At 71.9% G+C, this 16,814-nt stretch carries 18 protein-coding genes; 10 read left to right on the forward strand and 8 right to left on the reverse strand.

The features are described 5' to 3' along the window. Nucleotides 1-134 precede the first annotated feature (134 nt). The 7 genes from ACWEN0_RS20130 (at nt 135) to ACWEN0_RS20160 (ending at nt 8,325) form a co-directional block, all read left to right on the forward strand. Nucleotides 135-521: a DUF948 domain-containing protein gene (locus ACWEN0_RS20130; RefSeq protein ID WP_451975335.1), complete on the forward strand. Its 387-nt coding sequence runs from the start codon at nt 135-137 to the stop codon at nt 519-521. Then, nucleotides 518-823, forward strand: a complete 306-nt coding sequence (locus ACWEN0_RS20135) for a hypothetical protein (RefSeq protein ID WP_257927329.1) — start codon at nt 518-520, stop codon at nt 821-823. The genes ACWEN0_RS20130 and ACWEN0_RS20135 overlap by 4 nt, the downstream gene beginning before the upstream one ends. Nucleotides 824-897: 74 nt before the next feature. Further along, the gene (gene alaS, locus ACWEN0_RS20140; protein WP_451975338.1) at nt 898-3,558 is read left to right on the forward strand and encodes an alanine--tRNA ligase; all 2,661 of its coding nucleotides are present in this window, start codon (nt 898-900) and stop codon (nt 3,556-3,558) included. Beyond that, nucleotides 3,551-4,051, forward strand: coding sequence for a Holliday junction resolvase RuvX (gene ruvX / locus ACWEN0_RS20145; protein ID WP_451976159.1), 501 nt, complete (start codon nt 3,551-3,553; stop codon nt 4,049-4,051). Before alaS ends, ruvX begins: the two co-directional genes overlap by 8 nt. After that, on the forward strand, nt 4,048-6,174 hold the full coding sequence (gene mltG / locus ACWEN0_RS20150; RefSeq protein ID WP_451975341.1) for an endolytic transglycosylase MltG: 2,127 nt from the start codon (nt 4,048-4,050) through the stop codon (nt 6,172-6,174). The genes ruvX and mltG overlap by 4 nt, the downstream gene beginning before the upstream one ends. A 16-nt stretch (nt 6,175-6,190) precedes the next feature. Next, nucleotides 6,191-7,018, forward strand: coding sequence for a shikimate dehydrogenase (locus ACWEN0_RS20155; protein WP_451976162.1), 828 nt, complete (start codon nt 6,191-6,193; stop codon nt 7,016-7,018). A gap of 59 nt (nt 7,019-7,077) precedes the next feature. Continuing rightward, nucleotides 7,078-8,325: a GrpB family protein gene (locus ACWEN0_RS20160; RefSeq protein WP_451975344.1), complete on the forward strand. Its 1,248-nt coding sequence runs from the start codon at nt 7,078-7,080 to the stop codon at nt 8,323-8,325. Here ACWEN0_RS20160 and ACWEN0_RS20165 read toward each other — a convergent pair. Both ACWEN0_RS20165 and ACWEN0_RS20170 read right to left on the reverse strand, forming a co-directional pair. Next, nucleotides 8,312-8,971 (reverse strand): TetR family transcriptional regulator, encoded by a 660-nt coding sequence (locus ACWEN0_RS20165; protein WP_451975347.1) that lies wholly within the window; start codon nt 8,969-8,971, stop codon nt 8,312-8,314. The genes ACWEN0_RS20160 and ACWEN0_RS20165 overlap by 14 nt on opposite strands. 25 nt (nt 8,972-8,996) lie before the next feature. Then, complete coding sequence (locus ACWEN0_RS20170; protein WP_451975350.1) at nt 8,997-9,416, reverse strand: hypothetical protein; 420 nt, start codon at nt 9,414-9,416, stop codon at nt 8,997-8,999. Nucleotides 9,417-9,514: 98 nt separating this feature from the next. On the opposite strand from ACWEN0_RS20170, the gene ACWEN0_RS20175 reads away from it, so the two are divergent. After that, a complete protein-coding gene (locus tag ACWEN0_RS20175; RefSeq protein ID WP_451975353.1) occupies nt 9,515-10,447 on the forward strand; it encodes a D-2-hydroxyacid dehydrogenase family protein in 933 nt (310 codons plus the stop codon). 190 nt (nt 10,448-10,637) lie between these two features. Here ACWEN0_RS20175 and ACWEN0_RS20180 read toward each other — a convergent pair whose 3' ends face one another. The 5 genes from ACWEN0_RS20180 to ACWEN0_RS20200 all read right to left on the reverse strand — a co-directional run bounded on the left by ACWEN0_RS20180 (nt 10,638) and on the right by ACWEN0_RS20200 (nt 15,321). Next, on the reverse strand, nt 10,638-12,113 hold the full coding sequence (locus ACWEN0_RS20180; RefSeq protein ID WP_451975356.1) for an alpha/beta hydrolase: 1,476 nt from the start codon (nt 12,111-12,113) through the stop codon (nt 10,638-10,640). Continuing rightward, the gene (locus tag ACWEN0_RS20185) at nt 12,110-12,925 is read right to left on the reverse strand and encodes a serine hydrolase domain-containing protein (RefSeq protein WP_451975359.1); all 816 of its coding nucleotides are present in this window, start codon (nt 12,923-12,925) and stop codon (nt 12,110-12,112) included. Before ACWEN0_RS20185 ends, ACWEN0_RS20180 begins: the two co-directional genes overlap by 4 nt. 71 nt (nt 12,926-12,996) lie before the next feature. Next, entirely contained in the window at nt 12,997-13,263 is a 267-nt protein-coding gene (locus ACWEN0_RS20190) for an HPr family phosphocarrier protein (RefSeq protein WP_013224593.1), read from the reverse strand. Between the two features lie 40 nt (nt 13,264-13,303). Next, nucleotides 13,304-14,536 carry a PTS transporter subunit EIIC gene (locus tag ACWEN0_RS20195; RefSeq protein ID WP_451975361.1) on the reverse strand — a complete coding sequence of 411 codons (1,233 nt, stop codon included), beginning with the start codon at nt 14,534-14,536 and terminating at the stop codon, nt 13,304-13,306. After that, the gene (locus tag ACWEN0_RS20200) at nt 14,533-15,321 is read right to left on the reverse strand and encodes a GntR family transcriptional regulator (protein ID WP_451975364.1); all 789 of its coding nucleotides are present in this window, start codon (nt 15,319-15,321) and stop codon (nt 14,533-14,535) included. The genes ACWEN0_RS20195 and ACWEN0_RS20200 overlap by 4 nt, the downstream gene beginning before the upstream one ends. 164 nt (nt 15,322-15,485) lie before the next feature. On the opposite strand from ACWEN0_RS20200, the gene ACWEN0_RS20205 reads away from it, so the two are divergent. Both ACWEN0_RS20205 and ACWEN0_RS20210 read left to right on the forward strand, forming a co-directional pair. Next, nucleotides 15,486-15,803 (forward strand): glucose PTS transporter subunit EIIB, encoded by a 318-nt coding sequence (locus ACWEN0_RS20205; protein WP_451975367.1) that lies wholly within the window; start codon nt 15,486-15,488, stop codon nt 15,801-15,803. Then, nucleotides 15,800-16,255, forward strand: a complete 456-nt coding sequence (locus ACWEN0_RS20210) for a PTS sugar transporter subunit IIA (protein ID WP_451975370.1) — start codon at nt 15,800-15,802, stop codon at nt 16,253-16,255. Before ACWEN0_RS20205 ends, ACWEN0_RS20210 begins: the two co-directional genes overlap by 4 nt. A gap of 69 nt (nt 16,256-16,324) precedes the next feature. Here ACWEN0_RS20210 and ACWEN0_RS20215 read toward each other — a convergent pair whose 3' ends face one another. After that, nucleotides 16,325-16,759, reverse strand: coding sequence for a QcrA and Rieske domain-containing protein (locus ACWEN0_RS20215; RefSeq protein WP_451975373.1), 435 nt, complete (start codon nt 16,757-16,759; stop codon nt 16,325-16,327). Nucleotides 16,760-16,814 lie beyond the last annotated feature (55 nt).

Consider the following 16,814-nt stretch of genomic DNA (forward strand, 5'->3'; position numbering starts at 1 on the left):
CCCACCGCCCGGGTGCACCGCCCCGGCGTGGCCGGGAGCGAGCTGTTTCCCACCCCGCGCGGGGTGACACGGTCGGGGACCCGGCCAGGCGGTAACCTCACCAGCACCCAAGACCGCTTATCCGAGGAGGGCCCGTGTCGGCAGGGCAGATCGCCGCGCTGATCGCCGCAGGAGCATTCGTCGTGCTGGTCGTGCTGCTGGCGGTCGTGCTGCGCAAGCTCGGCAAGACGCTGGACGCGGCCACCGAGGCGATCGAGCGCACGAACAACAACACCGACCCGCTGCTGATCGGCGCGAACGAGACGATCACCCACGTCAACACCCAGCTGGAGCGGGTCGACGGGATCACCTCGAACGCCCAGGCCGTCACCGGGAACGTCTCCGCGCTGACGTCGGTGTTCACCGCGACGCTGGGCGGCCCGCTGGTCAAGACCGCGGCCCTGTCCTACGGGATCAGCAAGGCAATCCGCGCGCGCAAGAAGAAGAGCGCCGCGAAGGCGGCGAAGAAGGCGGGCAAATGAAGCGGCTGTTCTGGCTCGGCGTCGGGGTCGTCGCCGGGGTCGCGCTGTCCCGCAAGGCCGCCGAAACGGCTCGTCAGGCCACCCCGGCCGGGTTAGCATCGAACCTGGGGGACGCCGTGCGCGAGCTGGCGGGTGCCGTGGGTTCGTTCGGCGCCGAGGTGCGCGCGGGCATGAACGAGCGGGAGCAGGAGTTGCACGACATGGTCGAGGAGCGGACGGGCGTGACCGCGCCCCGCGCCGAGGGGCGGCACGCGGCTGCCGCGCGGCGCCCGGTCCGGCGAGCTCGCCGGGCGGAGGGCTGATCCGGGCCTGCCCGGAACCCCTTCCGCCGTCGACGCCGACCTGTTCCGAACCACCCCGCTACGAGGACTGACCCGTGGACACACACGAAATCACCGACCGTTTCCTGCGCCATTTCGAGGGCAAGGGCCACACGCGCGTGCCCAGCGCGCCGCTGATCCTCGACGACCCGAACCTGCTGTTCGTCAACGCCGGCATGGTGCAGTTCAAGCCGTACTTCCTCGGTGAGGCGCCGCCGCCGTACCCGCGCGCGACCTCCGTGCAGAAGTGCGTGCGCACCCCGGACATCGACGAGGTCGGCAAGACCACCCGGCACAACACGTTCTTCCAGATGGCCGGCAACTTCTCCTTCGGCGACTACTTCAAGGAAGGCGCCATCGAGTACGCCTGGGAGCTGATCACCAAGCCCCAGAGCGAAGGCGGCTACGGCCTCGACCCGGACCGCCTGTGGGCGACCGTCTACGAGGACGACGCCGAGGCGGCCGGGCTGTGGCGCAAGCTCACCGGCCTGCCCGGCGAGCGCATCCAGGCCCGCGACATGGTCGACAACTTCTGGTCGATGGGCATCCCCGGCCCGTGCGGCCCGTGCTCGGAGATCTACTACGACCGCGGCCCGGAGTACGGCCGCGAGGGCGGCCCGGTCGTCGACGAGGACCGCTACATCGAGATCTGGAACCTGGTGTTCATGCAGAACATCCGGGGCGAGGGCAGCGGCAAGAAGGACTTCCCGATCCTCGGTGAGCTGCCCGCGAAGAACATCGACACCGGCATGGGCGTCGAGCGCGTCGCGACGATCCTGCAGGGCGTCGAGAACGTCTACGAGACGGACCTCGTCCGCCCGGTCATCGGCCGCGCCGAGGAGTTCTCGGGCCGCCGCTACGGCAGCAACCACGCCGACGACGTCCGCTTCCGCGTCATCGCCGACCACGCGCGCACCGGCGTGCTGCTGATCGGCGACGGCGTCACGCCGGGCAACGACGGCCGCGGCTACGTGCTGCGCCGGCTGCTGCGCCGCATCGTCCGCTCCACGCGCCTGCTGGGCGTGCACGAGCCGGTGCTGCAGGAGTTCGCGAAGGTCGTCCGCGACACCATGGGCCCGACCTACCCGGAGCTGGTCGACGGCTTCGACCGGATCAGCGAGGTCGTCCGGATCGAGGAGGAGGCCTTCCTCTCGACGCTGACCAGCGGTTCGCGCATCTTCGACCTCGCGGCCGAGGAGACCAAGCGCGGCGGCGACGACGTGCTGGCCGGCGACAAGGCGTTCCAGCTGCACGACACCTACGGCTTCCCGATCGACCTGACCCTGGAGATGGCGGCCGAGCAGGGCCTGTCCGTCGACGAAGAGGGCTTCCGCACGCTCATGAACGAGCAGCGGACCCGCGCGAAGGCGGACGCGGCGGCCCGCAAGACCGGCCACGGCGACCTCTCGGAGTACCGCAAGGTCCTGGAGCAGCACGGCGAAACCGAGTTCCTCGGCTACACCGACCTGCAGGCCGAGGCGAAGGTCGTCGCGCTGCTCGAAGACGGGCAGCCGGTGCGCAGCGTCTCCGCGGGCAAGAAGGCGGAGCTGGTGCTCGACCGGACGCCGTTCTACGCCGAGAGCGGTGGCCAGGTCGCCGACACCGGCGTGCTGCTCGGCGACGGCGTCGAGCTGAAGGTCCTGGACGTCCAGAAGATCGTCCCGGGGCTGTACGTGCACCGCGTCGAGGTCACCGAGGGCGAGGTCGGCCTCGACTCGAAGCTCACCGGCTCGGTCGACGCGCACCGCCGGCTGTCCATCGAGCGCTCGCACTCCGCGACGCACCTGGTGCACGCGGCCGTCCGCGGCGCGTACGGCAAGCGCGCGGCGCAGGCGGGTTCGCTCAACTCGCCGGGCCGCATGCGGTTCGACTTCACCACGCCCGGCTCGGTGTCGGCGGACGTGCTGACCGAGGTCGAGCAGGAGGTCAACGACTACCTGCAGACCGACGTCGAGGTGCAGAGCTACACCACGACCAAGGACAAGGCCCTCGAGCTGGGCGCGGTCGCGCTGTTCGGCGAGAAGTACGGCAACGACGTCCGCGTGGTCGACATGGGGGTGTACTCCCGCGAGCTGTGCGGTGGTACGCACGTCGAGCGGATCGGTCAGCTCGGCCTGGTCAAGCTGGTCTCCGACGCGTCGATCGGCTCGGGCGTGCACCGCGTCGAGGCGCTCGTCGGCGGCGACGCGCTGAAGTACGTCCGCAAGGAGCAGTTGCTGGTCTCGCAGCTGGCGAACACCTTCAAGGTGCCGTCGGACCAGCTGCCCGGCCGCATCGAGGACGTCCTGACCCGGTTGAAGAACGCCGAGAAGGAGATCGAGCAGCTGAAGACCCAGCAGGTGCTGGGCTCGGCGGGCGCGCTGGTCGACAAGGCCCAGGACGTCGGCGGCGTCACGGTCGTCGCCGAGGTGGTCCCGGACGTCGACGGCAACGGCCTGCGCGCGCTGGCGTCGGACATCCGCGGCCGCCTCGGCTCGCGGCCCGGCGTCGTGGCGCTGTTCTCGCCGGCCGGCGAGAAGCTGAGCTTCGTCGTCGCGACGACGAAGGCGGCGCAGGACAAGGGCATCGCCGCGGGCAAGCTCGTCCCGTCGTTCGCCGGGAAGATCGGCGGACGGGGCGGCGGCAAGCCGGACATGGCCCAGGGCGGCGGCACGAACCCGGCCGGCGCGGCGGAGGCGGTCACCGCCCTGCGGTCGGCGATTGCCGGCATTGGTTAACCGCGGAAACCGCGGTCCGGATCGTCCCGGTGCGGGCGATCCCGGCCGCGGCCGGCGGCTCGGCGTCGATGTCGGATCCGTCCGGGTCGGGGTGGCGCTGAGCGATCCGGCCCCCCTGCTCGCTTCGCCATTGGTTACCCTCTCCCGCGATGCGAACGACGACAGCGATCTGGACCGGCTCGCGGCCCTCGTCACCGAACACGAGGTGGTCGAGGTGATCGTGGGCTTGCCGAGGACCCTCGCCAACCGCCAGGGACCGGCGGCCGAGCTTGCCATCGCGTACGCTGAGAACCTGGCCGGGCGCGTCGCGCCCGTGCCGGTCCGGCTGGGCGACGAGCGGCTGACCACGGTCACCGCATCCCGCATCCTCTCCCAGCGCGGGGTCAAGGGCCGCAAGCAACGCGCGGTGGTCGACCAGGCCGCCGCCGTCGAGATCCTGCAGGCCTGGATCGACGCCGCCGCAGCGCACCGCGCCCGGGAGGGAGACCGATGAACGAGCAGCCACCTGAGCCCCAGCGCGGGCGCAGGCGACTCCGCGAACCGGGGCCGGCCACACCGCCGTCCCGGCCCGCACCCCGTCGCGCGGACCCGCGCGACCCCCACGCCAGCGGGTACCAGGAGCTTCCGCAGCCGTCGCGCCGGGCCCGGCCCGCCGAGCCGGGCTACGACCCGCGCCGTGACGCGCCGCCGTCCGGCCGCCGTCGCCGGCTCGAGCCGCCGGGCACACTGCCGCCGGCCGAGGACGACTTCGACCCGCGGGAAGCCGAACGCTCGGCCCCGGCCCGCGCCCGCCACGGCCTCGACGACGGCGCCGACCCACCCGCCCCGCGCCGTCGCGCGCCGGACGAGGCCCCGGAGCCCCGGCGGCGTCGCCGCGCCGCCCCGCCGGACGAGGCACCGCGCCGCCCGGGTCCCGAGGCGATGGCGGAACCCCGCCGTCGCCGCCCGACCCCCGAAGAGCGGGCCGAGGCCGACGCGGCCCGCCGCCACCAGGCGATGCTCGACCTGGAGGAGGCGGCCGAAGCCCAGGCCGCCCGCCTCCGCGGCGCTCCGGACGACTCGGCCCGCTTGCGCGCGGTCCCCGACGAGCCCGTCGAGCCGCCGCCCGGCCGCCGTCGCGCACCGGATCCCGACGAGGAGGCGGCGCGCCGCCGCCGGGCCGCCCTCGACCCCGACGAGCCCCCGCGCCGCCGCGCCGCCCCGGAACCGCCCGCCCGGCGGTCCGTCCAGCCGGGTGACCGGTCTGTCGGCGTGCCCGAACCCGGTCAGGAGCCGCCGCGGCGCCGCCGTCCGCCGCCCCCGCCGGCGCGCCAGGACCCGCCCACGGACATCATCCCCGCCCAGGCCCCGCCGGAGCCCGAGCACGAAGAGCCGGAAGGCTTCTTCGCCGAGCAGGACGAGTACGCCGAGTACGAGGACTACGACGAGTACGAAGGCGAATACGAGGACTACGACGACGCCGAGTACGAGGACGAGCCCGAGCCACCGCGCAAGAAGAAGAAGGGCAAGCGCGCCCTCGGCTGGGTCGCCGCGCTCGTGGTGATCGTGCTGCTCGCCGGCGGCGCCTACTACGGCTTCAACAAGATCTTCGGCTACGACGACTTCGAGGGCTCCGGCGACGGGGACGTGCTGGTCCAGGTCGACCAGGGCGACTCGACGTCGGCGATCGGCGCGAAGCTCGCCACGGCGGGCGTCGTCGCGAGCGGCAAGGCGTTCGTCAAGGCCGGCGAGGACAACACGAAGCTGGCCAAGATCCAGGGCGGCTTCTACGTGATGAAGACGCACATGTCCGGGGCCAGCGCGGTCGACCGGATCACCTCGCCCGCCGCGCGCGTCGGGCAGCTGGAGATCCGGCCGTACACGCAGCTCGACGACATCACCCAGCCCGACGGCAAGGTCACGCCCGGCGTGTACAGCCTGATGGCGAAGGCGTCGTGCGCCCAGCTCGACGGCAAGAGCACCTGCGTCACGGCGGACGACCTGCGCAAGGCCGTCGACGCCGCGGACCTGAAGACGCTCGGCGTGCCGGACTGGGCCGTCGACGCCGCGAACAAGGCCGACCGCAAGGACCGCCGGCTGGAAGGCCTGATCGCGCCCGGGCTCTACGACGTCAAGCCGGGTTCGACCGCGCCGGAGATCATCGCGCAGCTGGTGCACTCCTCGACCGAGGCGATCCAGAACGCCGGGCTGAGCCCGCAGTCCACCGGGCCGGGGATGACGCCGTACCAGACGCTGATCATCGCGTCGATCATCGAGCGCGAAGCCGTGAAGGCCGACTTCGGCAAGCTCTCGCGGGTCATCTACAACCGGCTGGCGATCAACATGCGGCTGCAGATGGACTCGACGGTCAACTACGTGCTCGACCGGCCGACCCTGGCGACCAACGACGCCGACCGCAACCGGGCGGGCGCGTACAACACCTACAAGATCCCCGGGCTGACGCCGACGCCGATCTCCGTGCCGAGTCCCGAGGCCATCCAGGCGGCGGTCCACCCGGCGGCGGGGGACTGGGTCTACTTCGTCAAGTGCGAGAAGAACGGCCTGTCCTGCTTCGCCGTCTCGTTCGACGACCACCGGAAGAACGTCGACCTGGCCAAGGCACGCGGTGTCTTCTGAGCCGCGCAAGGCGGCCGTGCTGGGCAAACCGGTCGCGCACTCGCTGTCGCCGGTCCTGCACGGCGCCGCGTTCGCCGCGCTCGGTCTGACCGGCTGGACGTACGACCGGATCGAGACGGGCGCCGAGGAACTGCCCGGCCTGGTGCGCGGCCTCGGCCCGGAGTGGGCCGGGCTCTCGGTCACCATGCCGGGCAAGCGCGCGGCGCTGGACCACGCGGACGAGGTGACGCCGCGGGCGGCCGCGGTCGGCGCGGCCAACACCCTCGTCCGCACGGCCAAGGGCTGGCTGGCGGACTGCACCGACGTCGACGGCGTCACCGGAGCGCTGCGGGCGGCGGGCGGCTACGAGCCGTCGCCGGCCGACACGGCGGTCGTGCTCGGCGCGGGCGGCACCGCGGCGGCGGCCGTCGTCGGGCTCGCGGCGCTGGGGGTGCGTCAGGTGCGCTTGGTCGTGCGGGAGCCCGCGAGGGCGGGCGAAACGCTCGACGCGGCGAAGCGCGCTTCGCTCGACGTAGACGTCCTTCGCTGGGCCGAGACGGACTTCGCGGCACTGGCCTCGGCGGCGGTGCTGGTGAACACGGTGCCGCCGGACGCGGTCGCCCCGCATGCCGCCGACCTGGCGGGTGTCGCGCACGTCATCGACGTCATCTACCACCCGTGGCCGACGCCGCTGGCCGAAGCGGTCGCGGCCCGCGGCGGCCGGCTCGCGACCGGGCTGGACATGCTGCTGCACCAGGCGTTCGGCCAGGCCGAGCACTTCACCGGGCAGCCGGCGCCGCGCGCGGCGATGCGGGACGCGTTGCGCGAAGCGACCGGGAACCTGCTGCCGTTGCCGATTTTTTGAACCCGCTTGCGCCGCGTTGATATTCTGGCCGACTGCCTTGACGAAGGGGGTCGACCGGAATGACCAGCCAAGAAGCGTTGAGCGACGACGAGATCGAGTCGGGCTGGGTGGGCGGCGACGCGCCACAGCTCAACTCGACGGTCTTGCTCGTCGACTACGACCCGGAGTGGCCGGCGCTCTACGAGCGTGAGGCCGAACGGATCCGGGGCGTCCTGGGGGAGCGGGTGCTCGTCCTCGAGCACGTCGGCTCGACGTCGGTGCCGGGGCTGTGTGCCAAGCCCTGCGTCGACGTCCTCCTCGAGGTGCCCGACTCCGACGACGAAGCCGCCTACCTCCCGGCGCTGGAGGCGGCGGGCTACCGGCTCGTGATCCGCGAGCCGGACTGGGAGAAGCACCGCTGCTTCAAGGGCCCGGACACCAACATCAACCTGCACGTCTATTCACCCGGCAACGGCCAGACGTCGCGCTACCGGCTCTTCCGCGACCGCCTGCGTTCGCACCCGGAAGAGCGCGACCTCTACGCGGCGAAGAAGCGCGAGCTGGCCGCGAAGGAGTGGAAGTACGTCCAGCAGTACGCCGACGCCAAGTCGGCGGTGGTGGAGGAGATCATCGGCCGGGCGCGGGCCGAGCAGTACGACGGCCACAGCGAGGTCTACGCCGAGCACGCCGAAAAGAACGTCACCAACGCCCTCTACGACCGGCCGGCGATCCTCGAGCTGGCCGGCGACGTCTCGGGCCGGCGCGTGCTGGACGTCGGCTGCGCGGCCGGGCACCTGAGCGCGTTGCTGGCCGAGCGGGGCGCGGACGTCCTCGGCGTCGACGCCAGCGCGGGCATGGTGGCGGTGGCCCGCCGGAAGTTCGGCGACGTCGCCCGCTTCGAGCAGGCGGACGTCTCCCGGCCGCTCGACCTGCCGGACGGCTCGATCGACGTCATCACCGCGTCCCTGGTGCTGCACTACGTGCAGGACTGGGCACCGATGCTGGCCGAGTTCCGCCGGGTCCTGGAGCCTGGTGGGGCGCTGGTCTTTTCGGTGCACCACCCGGGCGAGGACTGGCGCTGGTTCGAGAAGGAGAACTACTTCGAGCTGGAGCTGCTGGAGGACGAGTTCCCGCCCGGGCAGCGGGTCCGGTTCTACCGGCGCCCGCTGAGCTGGATGTTCCAGGCGGTGCGTGACGCGGGCTTCGCGGTCGACAGCCTGGTGGAGCCGATGCCCGTGCCCGAAGCGGACGAAGCCGACCCGAAGTGGGCGCGGAACCTGCGGACGAAGCCGAGGTTCCTCTACTTCCGGGCGGTCAGTCCCGCCTAGCGAGGTCCTGGATGAGGTCGACGATCTCCCGGCTGACCGGGCGGAACACCCGGAGCCGGGAGAGCGCGGCCAGCCGGGCGAGCAGCGGGACGCTGCGCTCCACCAGCATCCGGCTGCGCTTCGTGCCGGCCGAGCGGTCGTGGACCCAGAACAGCACCACGCCCATCTGGTAGAGCCACAGCAGTTCGGGCAGCTGCTCGCGCAGCTCCGGGTCGAGCTTGACGTCGGAGCCGTCGACGACCTCGCGCATGAGGCCGATCGACGCGTCCCGGGCGGCCGAGGAGTCGTCGCTGAACGGGCTCAGCGGCGACTCCGGGTCGGCCGCGTTGACGAAGAACTGCGTGCCGAAGCGGTGGTAGGGCTCGGCGATGTCGAGCCAGCACAGCAGCACGGTCTTCAGGCGCCCGGCGAAGTCCGGCTCGCCGTCGATCAGGGCGCGCGCCGCGTCGAGGTGCTGCCGGGCGATCTCGTCGTAGAAGCCCTGGATCAGCTGTTCCTTCGACGAGAAGTAGTAGTACGCGTTCCCGACGGACACCCCCGCTTCGGCGGCGATCGCGCGCATCGTCGTGCGGTCGTAGCCGTTCTCGGTGAACAGCCGCATCGCGGTCGTGACGATCAGGGACCGCGTTTCCTCGCTCTTGGGCACGCGCAGCACGTTAGCGCCGGGCATGTCAGGGCGCGGGGAAGGGCGGGGCCTGCGGCATGCCGGGGTAGGGCAGGGGCACCGGCCGCGGCTCGGGCCGCAGGGCCAGGTGCCGGCGCCGGATGCCGTTGAAGACCAGCACGTTGGTCAGGTGCATCGCGCCGAGGATCAGCGCGACGACGCCGATCTTCACCGACAGCAGCTCGAACACCGCCCGCGCGGTGGTCACCTCGGCGTGGCTGGTCAGGAAGAGCGTCACGAAGCCCAGGCTGACCAGGTAGAAGCCGACGACCAGGAGCTGGTTGACGGCGTTGGCGAGGCCGGGGCTGTCGGCGAAGACTTCGGCCAGGAAGGTGCGGCCGTGCTTGCTGAGCGTCCGGGCCACGAGCACCGTCAACGGAATGCTGATCAGCAGGTAGAGGGCGTACGCCACGACTACGCGGTCCATGGTTCCTCCTCGTTTTGAACGTGTTCAAGACGTACCGTAGCCCTCATTTTGAACATGTTCAAGACCGGGGGGGTCCGGGTGGCCGCTACGGTGAGGGCATGCGGATCGCGATTCTCGACGACTACCAGGACGTCGCCCTGACCTTCGGCGACTGGGACTCGCTGAAGGCCGACATCACCGTCTTCACCGAGCCCCTCACCGACGTCGTCAAGCAGCTCCAGGGCTTCGACACCGTCGTCGCGATGCGCGAGCGCACCCGGTTCCCGGCCGACGTGCTCGACCGGCTGCCGGACCTGAAGCTGCTGGTCAGCACCGGCCCGCGCAACGCCGCCATCGACGTCCCGGCCGCGAGGCGCAACGGCGTCGTCGTGTCCAGGACCGGGTACCTCGGCGAGCCGACCGCCGAGCACACCTGGGCGCTCATCCTCGCCGCGTCGCGGAACCTGCCGCAGGAGTTCCGCAACATGCGCGAAGGCCGCTGGCAGACGACCGTCGGGACGATGCTGCACGGCAAGACGCTCGGCCTGCTGGGCCTCGGCCGCCTCGGGGCCGGCGCGGCGAAGATCGGGCAGGCCTTCGGCATGGAGACCATCGCCTGGAGCCAGAACCTGACGCCGGAGAAGGCCGAGCCGCACGGCGTCACCGCGGTGTCCAAAGAGGACCTGTTCGCCCGCTCCGACGTGCTCTCGATCCACCTGGTGCTCAGCGGCCGCACGCGCGGCCTGGTCGGCGCGGCCGAGCTGGCGGCGATGAAGCCGACCTCGCTGCTGGTGAACACTTCGCGCGGCCCGGTCGTCGACGAGGCCGCGCTGGTGGACGCGTTGCGGCGGAAGGAGATCCGCGCGGCGGCACTGGACGTGTACGACGTCGAGCCGTTCCCGGCCGACCATCCACTGAGGACGCTGGACAACGCGGTCCTGACGCCCCACCTCGGGTTCGTCGCGCGCGAGACCTACGAGATCTTCTACGGCGACGCCGTCGAGGACATCGCCGCGTTCCAGGCGGGGGAGCCGATCCGGCTCATGGAGTAGCGGGGCGTGCGGCCCGCCGGGGCCCGAGGTCCCCGCACCGGCCCGGCGGCGGGCCCGCACGAGAACCATGACACCACCCGCGGAGCACGCCGGGCAGGGTCCAAAGACCCTGCCGCGGGCGTCCGTTCGGCTGAACGACGGGCCTGCCCGGGTCGTGAGTGAGAAACAGCGTCAGAACACTGTTTCCCACTCACGAGAACGGCACCGCGTCCGGCTTGCAGGTGGTGCCTTCGGCGGGCGCGTCCAGGTCCGCCAGGTACCGCACCACGGCCGCCGACGCGCACGCGCTCGGCGCGTCGAGCGACGTGTGGCCGTAGCCGTCGACGACGAGGACCCGGCCGTCGCCCAGCTCGGCCGCCGTCGCCTGCGCGTTGTGCAGCGGCGTCGCCGGGTCGAACCGGTTGTTCAGCACCAGGACCGGGTTCTTCCGCGGCCGGTTCCACGGGCCGGTGTACCGGTCGGCGTCGCGCGCGGGCCAGCCGACGCACTGGGCCATCGAGAACACCGCGCCCAGGCCGAAATACGGCTGCCGCGCGGCTTCCCGGGGCGCCAGAGCCGCATAGTCGGCGGGCGACGCCGGGTTGTCGCTGTCGACGCACTGGACGGCCAGGAACGCGGGAGAGTGCGTCGGCACGTACGGGTCCAGCACGGGCGCCGCCGCGCCGGAGTCCGAGGGCATCGCGGCCAGGGTCTGGGCGAGCCGCTTCCACCGCCCGGACTGGTACAGCGCGCTGTCGACGGTCCGCATCAGCGAGCCCACGCCGGTGGTGCGTGACGCCCGCGCGAAGACCCCGGCGAACTTCGCCCGGGGGTCGCCGCCGGAGAACGCGCACTTCGGCCCGGCCGCGGCGCACCCGGCGAAGAACTGGTCCAGCTCCTGCTGCTGCGCCCCGGCGACGTCGGCGCGCACGTCGACCGGCTCCTTCTCCTGGCCGGGCCGCCCGGTGGCGTTCGCGACCAGGTCGAGGGTGCCGTCGAGGACCATCGACCGGACCTTGTCCGGGAACAGGTTCGCGTACGTGCCGCCGAGGTAGGTGCCGTAGGAGTAGCCGTAGAAGTTCAGCGTGGCGTCGCCGACGGCCTGGCGCAGCAGGTCCAGGTCCCGCGCCACGTTCGCCGTCGAGAGGTGGCTCAGGAGGGCGCCGGAGCCCGCGCACGCCCTGCCCACCGCCGCGCTGGCCGCGAAGTAGGCGTCCGGCTGCCGCAGCGGCGAGCCGGGCGACGGCGCGTGGTCGGCGCCGGGGCAGCTGACCGGCGCGGACCCGCCGATCCCGCGCGGGTCGAAGCTCACCAGGTCGAACCGGGCCTTGAGCTCGTCGGGGTAGCGGTCGGCGAAGCGCGTCAGTTCGCCGACGCCGTCGGTGCCCGGGCCGCCGAAGTTGAAGAACAGCGAGCCGAGCCGCCGTCCCGGGTCGCCGGCCGGCCGGCGGATCACCGAGAGCGTGATCGACGGGCCCGCCGGCTCGCGGTAGCTCAGCGGCACGGGCGCGGCCGCGCACTGGAATTCGCCGCGGCACGCCGTCCAGTGCAGGGCCGGCACGGCGGCGCCGTTCGTGCCGAGCGCCGGGGGAGCCTCGGCCACGGAGGGCGTCTCGGGCGCGGTCGCGGCCTCGGGCGCGCTGCAGGCGGCGAGCAGGAGCAGCAGCGCGGCGAGAAGGGCTTTCACGCGCTCAATTCCGCCAGCACGGCGTCGGTGTAGCGCGGCCAGACGTCGGCGGCCCACGGGCCGAACGCGCGGTCGGTGAGCGCGACGCAGGCCGCGCCGGCGTCCGGGTCGACCCAGAGGAACGTGCCGGACTGGCCGAAGTGGCCGAACGTCCGCGGCGAGCTGTGCGCGCCCGTCCAGTGCGGGCTCTTGTGGTCGCGGATCTCGAAGCCGAGGCCCCAGTCGTTGGGTTTCTGGTGGCCGAACCCGGGCAGCACGCCGGAAAGGCCGGGGAACACGACGTTGGTCGCCTCGGCGACGGTCGCCGGGTCCAGCAGCTTCGGGGCCTGCAGCTCGGCGGCGAACGCGGCCAGGTCGTCCACAGTGGACACGATGTCGGCCGCGGGCGAGCCCTCGAGGGTCGTGGCCGTCATGCCCAGCGGCGAAAACAGCGCCTCGGCCTGGTACTGCGCGAACGGGATGCCGGAGTGCCCGGCCAGCGCGTCGGCCAGCTCTTCGAACCCGGCGTTGGAGTAGAGCCGCCGGGTGCCCGGCGTGGCCATGGCCTTGTGCGCGTCGAACGCGAGGCCGGAGGTGTGGGCGAGCAGGTGCCGCACGGTCGAGCCGTCGGGACCGGCCGGGGTGTCGAGCTCGACGACGCCCTCTTCGACGGCGATGAGCGCGGAGTACGCCGTGAGCAGCTTGCTGACCGAGGCCAGCCGGAACTTCCGCGCGGTGTCGCCGTGGCTGCCCACGACACTCCCGCCGGCGGCCACGACCGCGGTCGCGGCGTTGTCCACCGGCCAGTCTTCGACCAAGCGCACGCTCTCCATGCGCCCCACCTTACGAAACGAAGGCCTTCGCACCGGTGTCGGGGACCGGTGCGAAGGCCTTCGCGGGTTTGTCAGGCGTCGAGGTCGGTGGCGACGAGCTGGGCGACCGCTTCCACGGCCTCCTCGGCACCCTCGCCCTCGGCGCTGATGACGACCTCGTCGCCGTACCCGGCGGCGAGCGTCATCAGGTTGAGCACGCTGCCGGCGGCCACCGGGCTCCCGCCGGCCTTGGCGATCTGCACCGCGACGGGCTGCGCCGCGGCCGCCTTCGCCACCAGCGCGGCCGGCCTGGCGTGCAGACCCACCTTGCTCGCCACGGCGACGCGTTTCTCCGGCATGTTCGTCCTCTCGTCAAACAGGGTTACGTCGGTGCTGATGTTACTTCGCAGAGGTCCGCTCGAGGTCCGCCTCGATCGAGTCGTCCTCGCGGCCCGGGGTGCGCAGGTTCCACTTCGTGATCACGATCCGGAACACGAAGTAGTAGATCACCGCCAGGACGAGGCCGATCGGGATGAGCAGCCACGCCTTGTGCGCCGTGTCCAGGCTCGAGTTGAGCGCGAAGTCGATCGCGCCCCCGGAGAACGAGAAGCCGAGCTTGATGCCCAGGGCGTTCACCAGCGCGAGCGTGAGGCCGGTCATGACCGCGTGGAAGATGTACAGCGGCCACGCCACGAACATGAACGAGAACTCGATCGGCTCGGTGACACCGGTGATGAACGAGGTCAGCGCGGCCGCGATCATCACACCGCCGACGACCTTCTTCTGCGCCGGGCGGGCGGTCTGCCAGATCGCGAGCGCGGCGGCGGGCAGGGCGAACATGAAGATCGGGAAGAACCCGGTCATGAACGTGCCCGAGCCCTGCACGTGGTTGAAGAAGTTGGTCAGGTCGCCGCCGTTGAAGATGAACCACATCGGGACGTTCAGCAGCTGGTGCAGACCGACCGGGATGAGCAGGCGGTTCAGGAAACCGTAGATGCCGCCACCGACCACCGGGGAACCGACGACGACCTCGCCGATGTTGTGGATGCCCGCGTCGACCCACCTGAACACGATGCCGAAGACGACACCCAGGATGATCATCGAGAAGGCGGTGATGATCGGCACGAACCGGCGGCCACCGAAGAAGGCCAGCCACGCGGGCAGCTTGATCCGGTAGAACCGCTGCCACAGCAGCGCCGCGACGATGCCGGAGACGATGCCGGTCAGGACGCTGTACGGCCAGTGGATCGGGGCCAGGTCCCAGCCGGGCTTGTAGCCTTCCTGGCTCTTGATCGGCGCGATGGCCTGGATGACCTTGTTGAACACGACCCAGCCGACGGCCGCGGCGACCGCCGTGGAGCCGTCACCCTTGCGGGCGAAGCCGACCGCGATACCGATCGCGAACAGCAGCGGGAGCCAGTCGAACAGGCCGCCGCCTGCCGCGCCGACGACGTCGGCGACCTTGTCCCAGCCCAGGCCGTCCGAACCGAGGACGTCCGGCTGGCCCAGCCGGCTGAGCAGGCCGGCGGCCGGGAGGGTGGCGATCGGCAGCATGAGGCTGCGGCCGAAGCGCTGAAGACCGGCGAGGCCGCCGCCGCCCTTCTTCGCCCCCTCCGCGGTGGTGGTGCTCATCTGGAACCTCCATAGTGGGGTGGTTGACCGGGTTCCGGGGTGTTCCGGTCCAACTGCATGGTCACCTGGTAGTGATCTCCCCGGTACCAGGACGTGATGTCTTCGATCGGGTCGCCGCCTGCGCTGGAGACCCGGCGGAACACGAGCAGGGGACTGCCGGCGCGCATGCCGAGCAGCCGGGCCGTCTCGCGGTCCGCTCCTTCGGCCCAGACCGTCTGCCACGCCCGGTCGGGACGCACACCGTACGTCTCGGCCAGCTGCGCGTAGATGGACTGGGTCAGGTCGAGCTCGAGCAGGCCGGGAGCCCGGCCCGCGTGGTACCAGCCGCGCTCGACGGCCAGGGGTACGCCGTCGGCGTGGCGCAACCGCACGAGGTGGTGTGCGGAAGCGCCCTCGGACAGGCCGAGGGCGTGCGCCGAAGCGGTCGGCGGGACCTCGGTGGCCGCGGAGACCACCTCGGTCGTCGGGGTCAGCCCCCGCCGCCGCATGTCGTCGGTGAACGACATCAGGTAGAGCTGCAGCTCCATCCGCCGGGCGGCGGTGAAGGTGCCCTTGCCGCGCACCCGGGCGAGCAGGCCCTCCTCGACCAGCTTGCCGATCGCCGATCTGACCGTGAGCCGCGACACGCCGTAGCGCTGGGCGAGCTCGCGTTCCGACGGGATCGGCGCGCCGGGCGGGAGCTCCCGTTCCACCGTGCGGCGGAGGATCTCCCGCAGCTGGGCGTGCTTGGGCGTGGGCCCGTTGACGACCCGGTCGGGTGGCGGGACGTGCGCGGCCGCGCTCATCGGCGTCACCCTCCTCGTTCTCTCGCACCGGGGGACCGGTGCTCGCGTCCGGCCCGGAACATTGGTACGTTCCGGTCTAGACCAATGATCTGATGGGGCAGGATGCTCCGCCGTGTGGACGGGTGTCAACCACCGTTATCCGTTCGTGGCCCGCGGCGGGGTGCATGCCGACGAACGGCGTAGTACAGGTGGACACGCGGTTCCCGTCAGGTTGGGAACAAACAGCGATCAAGGAGACCGCGATGGCGGATGACAGGCCGGAAAAGATCCTCGCGGCACTCGGCGGCGCGGGCAATCTGACCGAGGTCGAGGGGTGCATCACGCGGCTGCGCTGCGAGGTCGAGGACATGAGCCTCGTCGACGAAGCGGCGCTGAAGAAGGCCGGCGCCATGGGCGTCGTCAAGATGGGGTCGACGGCCCTGCAGGTCATCGTCGGCCCGGAGGCGGACACGATCGCCAGCGACATCGAGGACCTGCTGTGAGCCTGGAGATCCTCAGCCCGGTCGCCGGGCGCGTGGTGCCGATCACCGAGGTCCCGGACCCGGTATTCGCGGAGGCCATGGTGGGTCCGGGCGTCGCGGTGCAGCCGGCGGGCGGGCGGTCGGACGCGGTCGCCCCGGTCGACGGCACCGTCGCGACGCTGCACCCGCACGCCTACGTCGTCGCGACCGAGGACGGCAAGGCCGTCCTGGTGCACCTCGGGATCGACACGGTCAAGGAGAAGGGCGAGGGCTTCACGCTGCACGTCGTCAAGGGCGAGCAGGTCCGCGCCGGCCAGCCGATCGTCAGCTGGGACCCGGAAGCGGTGACGGCGGCGGGTTACTCGGCGATCGTCCCGGTCGTCGCGCTGGACGCGTCGGCGGACGTGCTGTCCGGTTTGGACACCGAACGCGACGTCGCCGCGGGCGACCGGCTGTTCGGCTGGGACGCCTGAGTTCTTCCTGTCACGCGATGGGCCCTTGTGGACGACCGTCCACAAGGGCCCATCGTGTCGCCCGGCTCGTCAGCCGGTGACGACCTTCCCGTTCTCGACCTTGACCGGCACGCTCGGCAGCGGCTTGTTCGCCGGGCCCTGCTTGACCTCGCCGGTGAGCGCGTTGAACACCGAGCCGTGGCACGGGCAGACCAGGTCGGCGCCCTTCGGGGCGACGGTGCAGCCCTGGTGCGTGCAGATCGCGCTGAACGCGGCGCAGGCCGACTCCGACGGCCGGGACACGATGACGTCGGAACCGTCCGGGGCCTTGGCGGCCTTGGCCTGGCCCACCGGGACGTCGGCGAGGGCGACCAGTGGCGTTCCGGCGGCGATCGGCGCCTGCGCGGTGCCCGGCCCCGAGCCGGACGAAGAGCAGGCGGAGAGCGCGACGGCGCCGACGGCGGCACCGGCGACGGCGGCACCCGTGGTCAGGACGGTGCGGCGGGAGTGCAGTTCGGCAGTCATGCCCTTATCAACGAGATCGACACCGCATCGGTTCAATCCGCGGTGAACCCGACCG

This window comes from Amycolatopsis sp. NPDC004378, assembly GCF_053602455.1.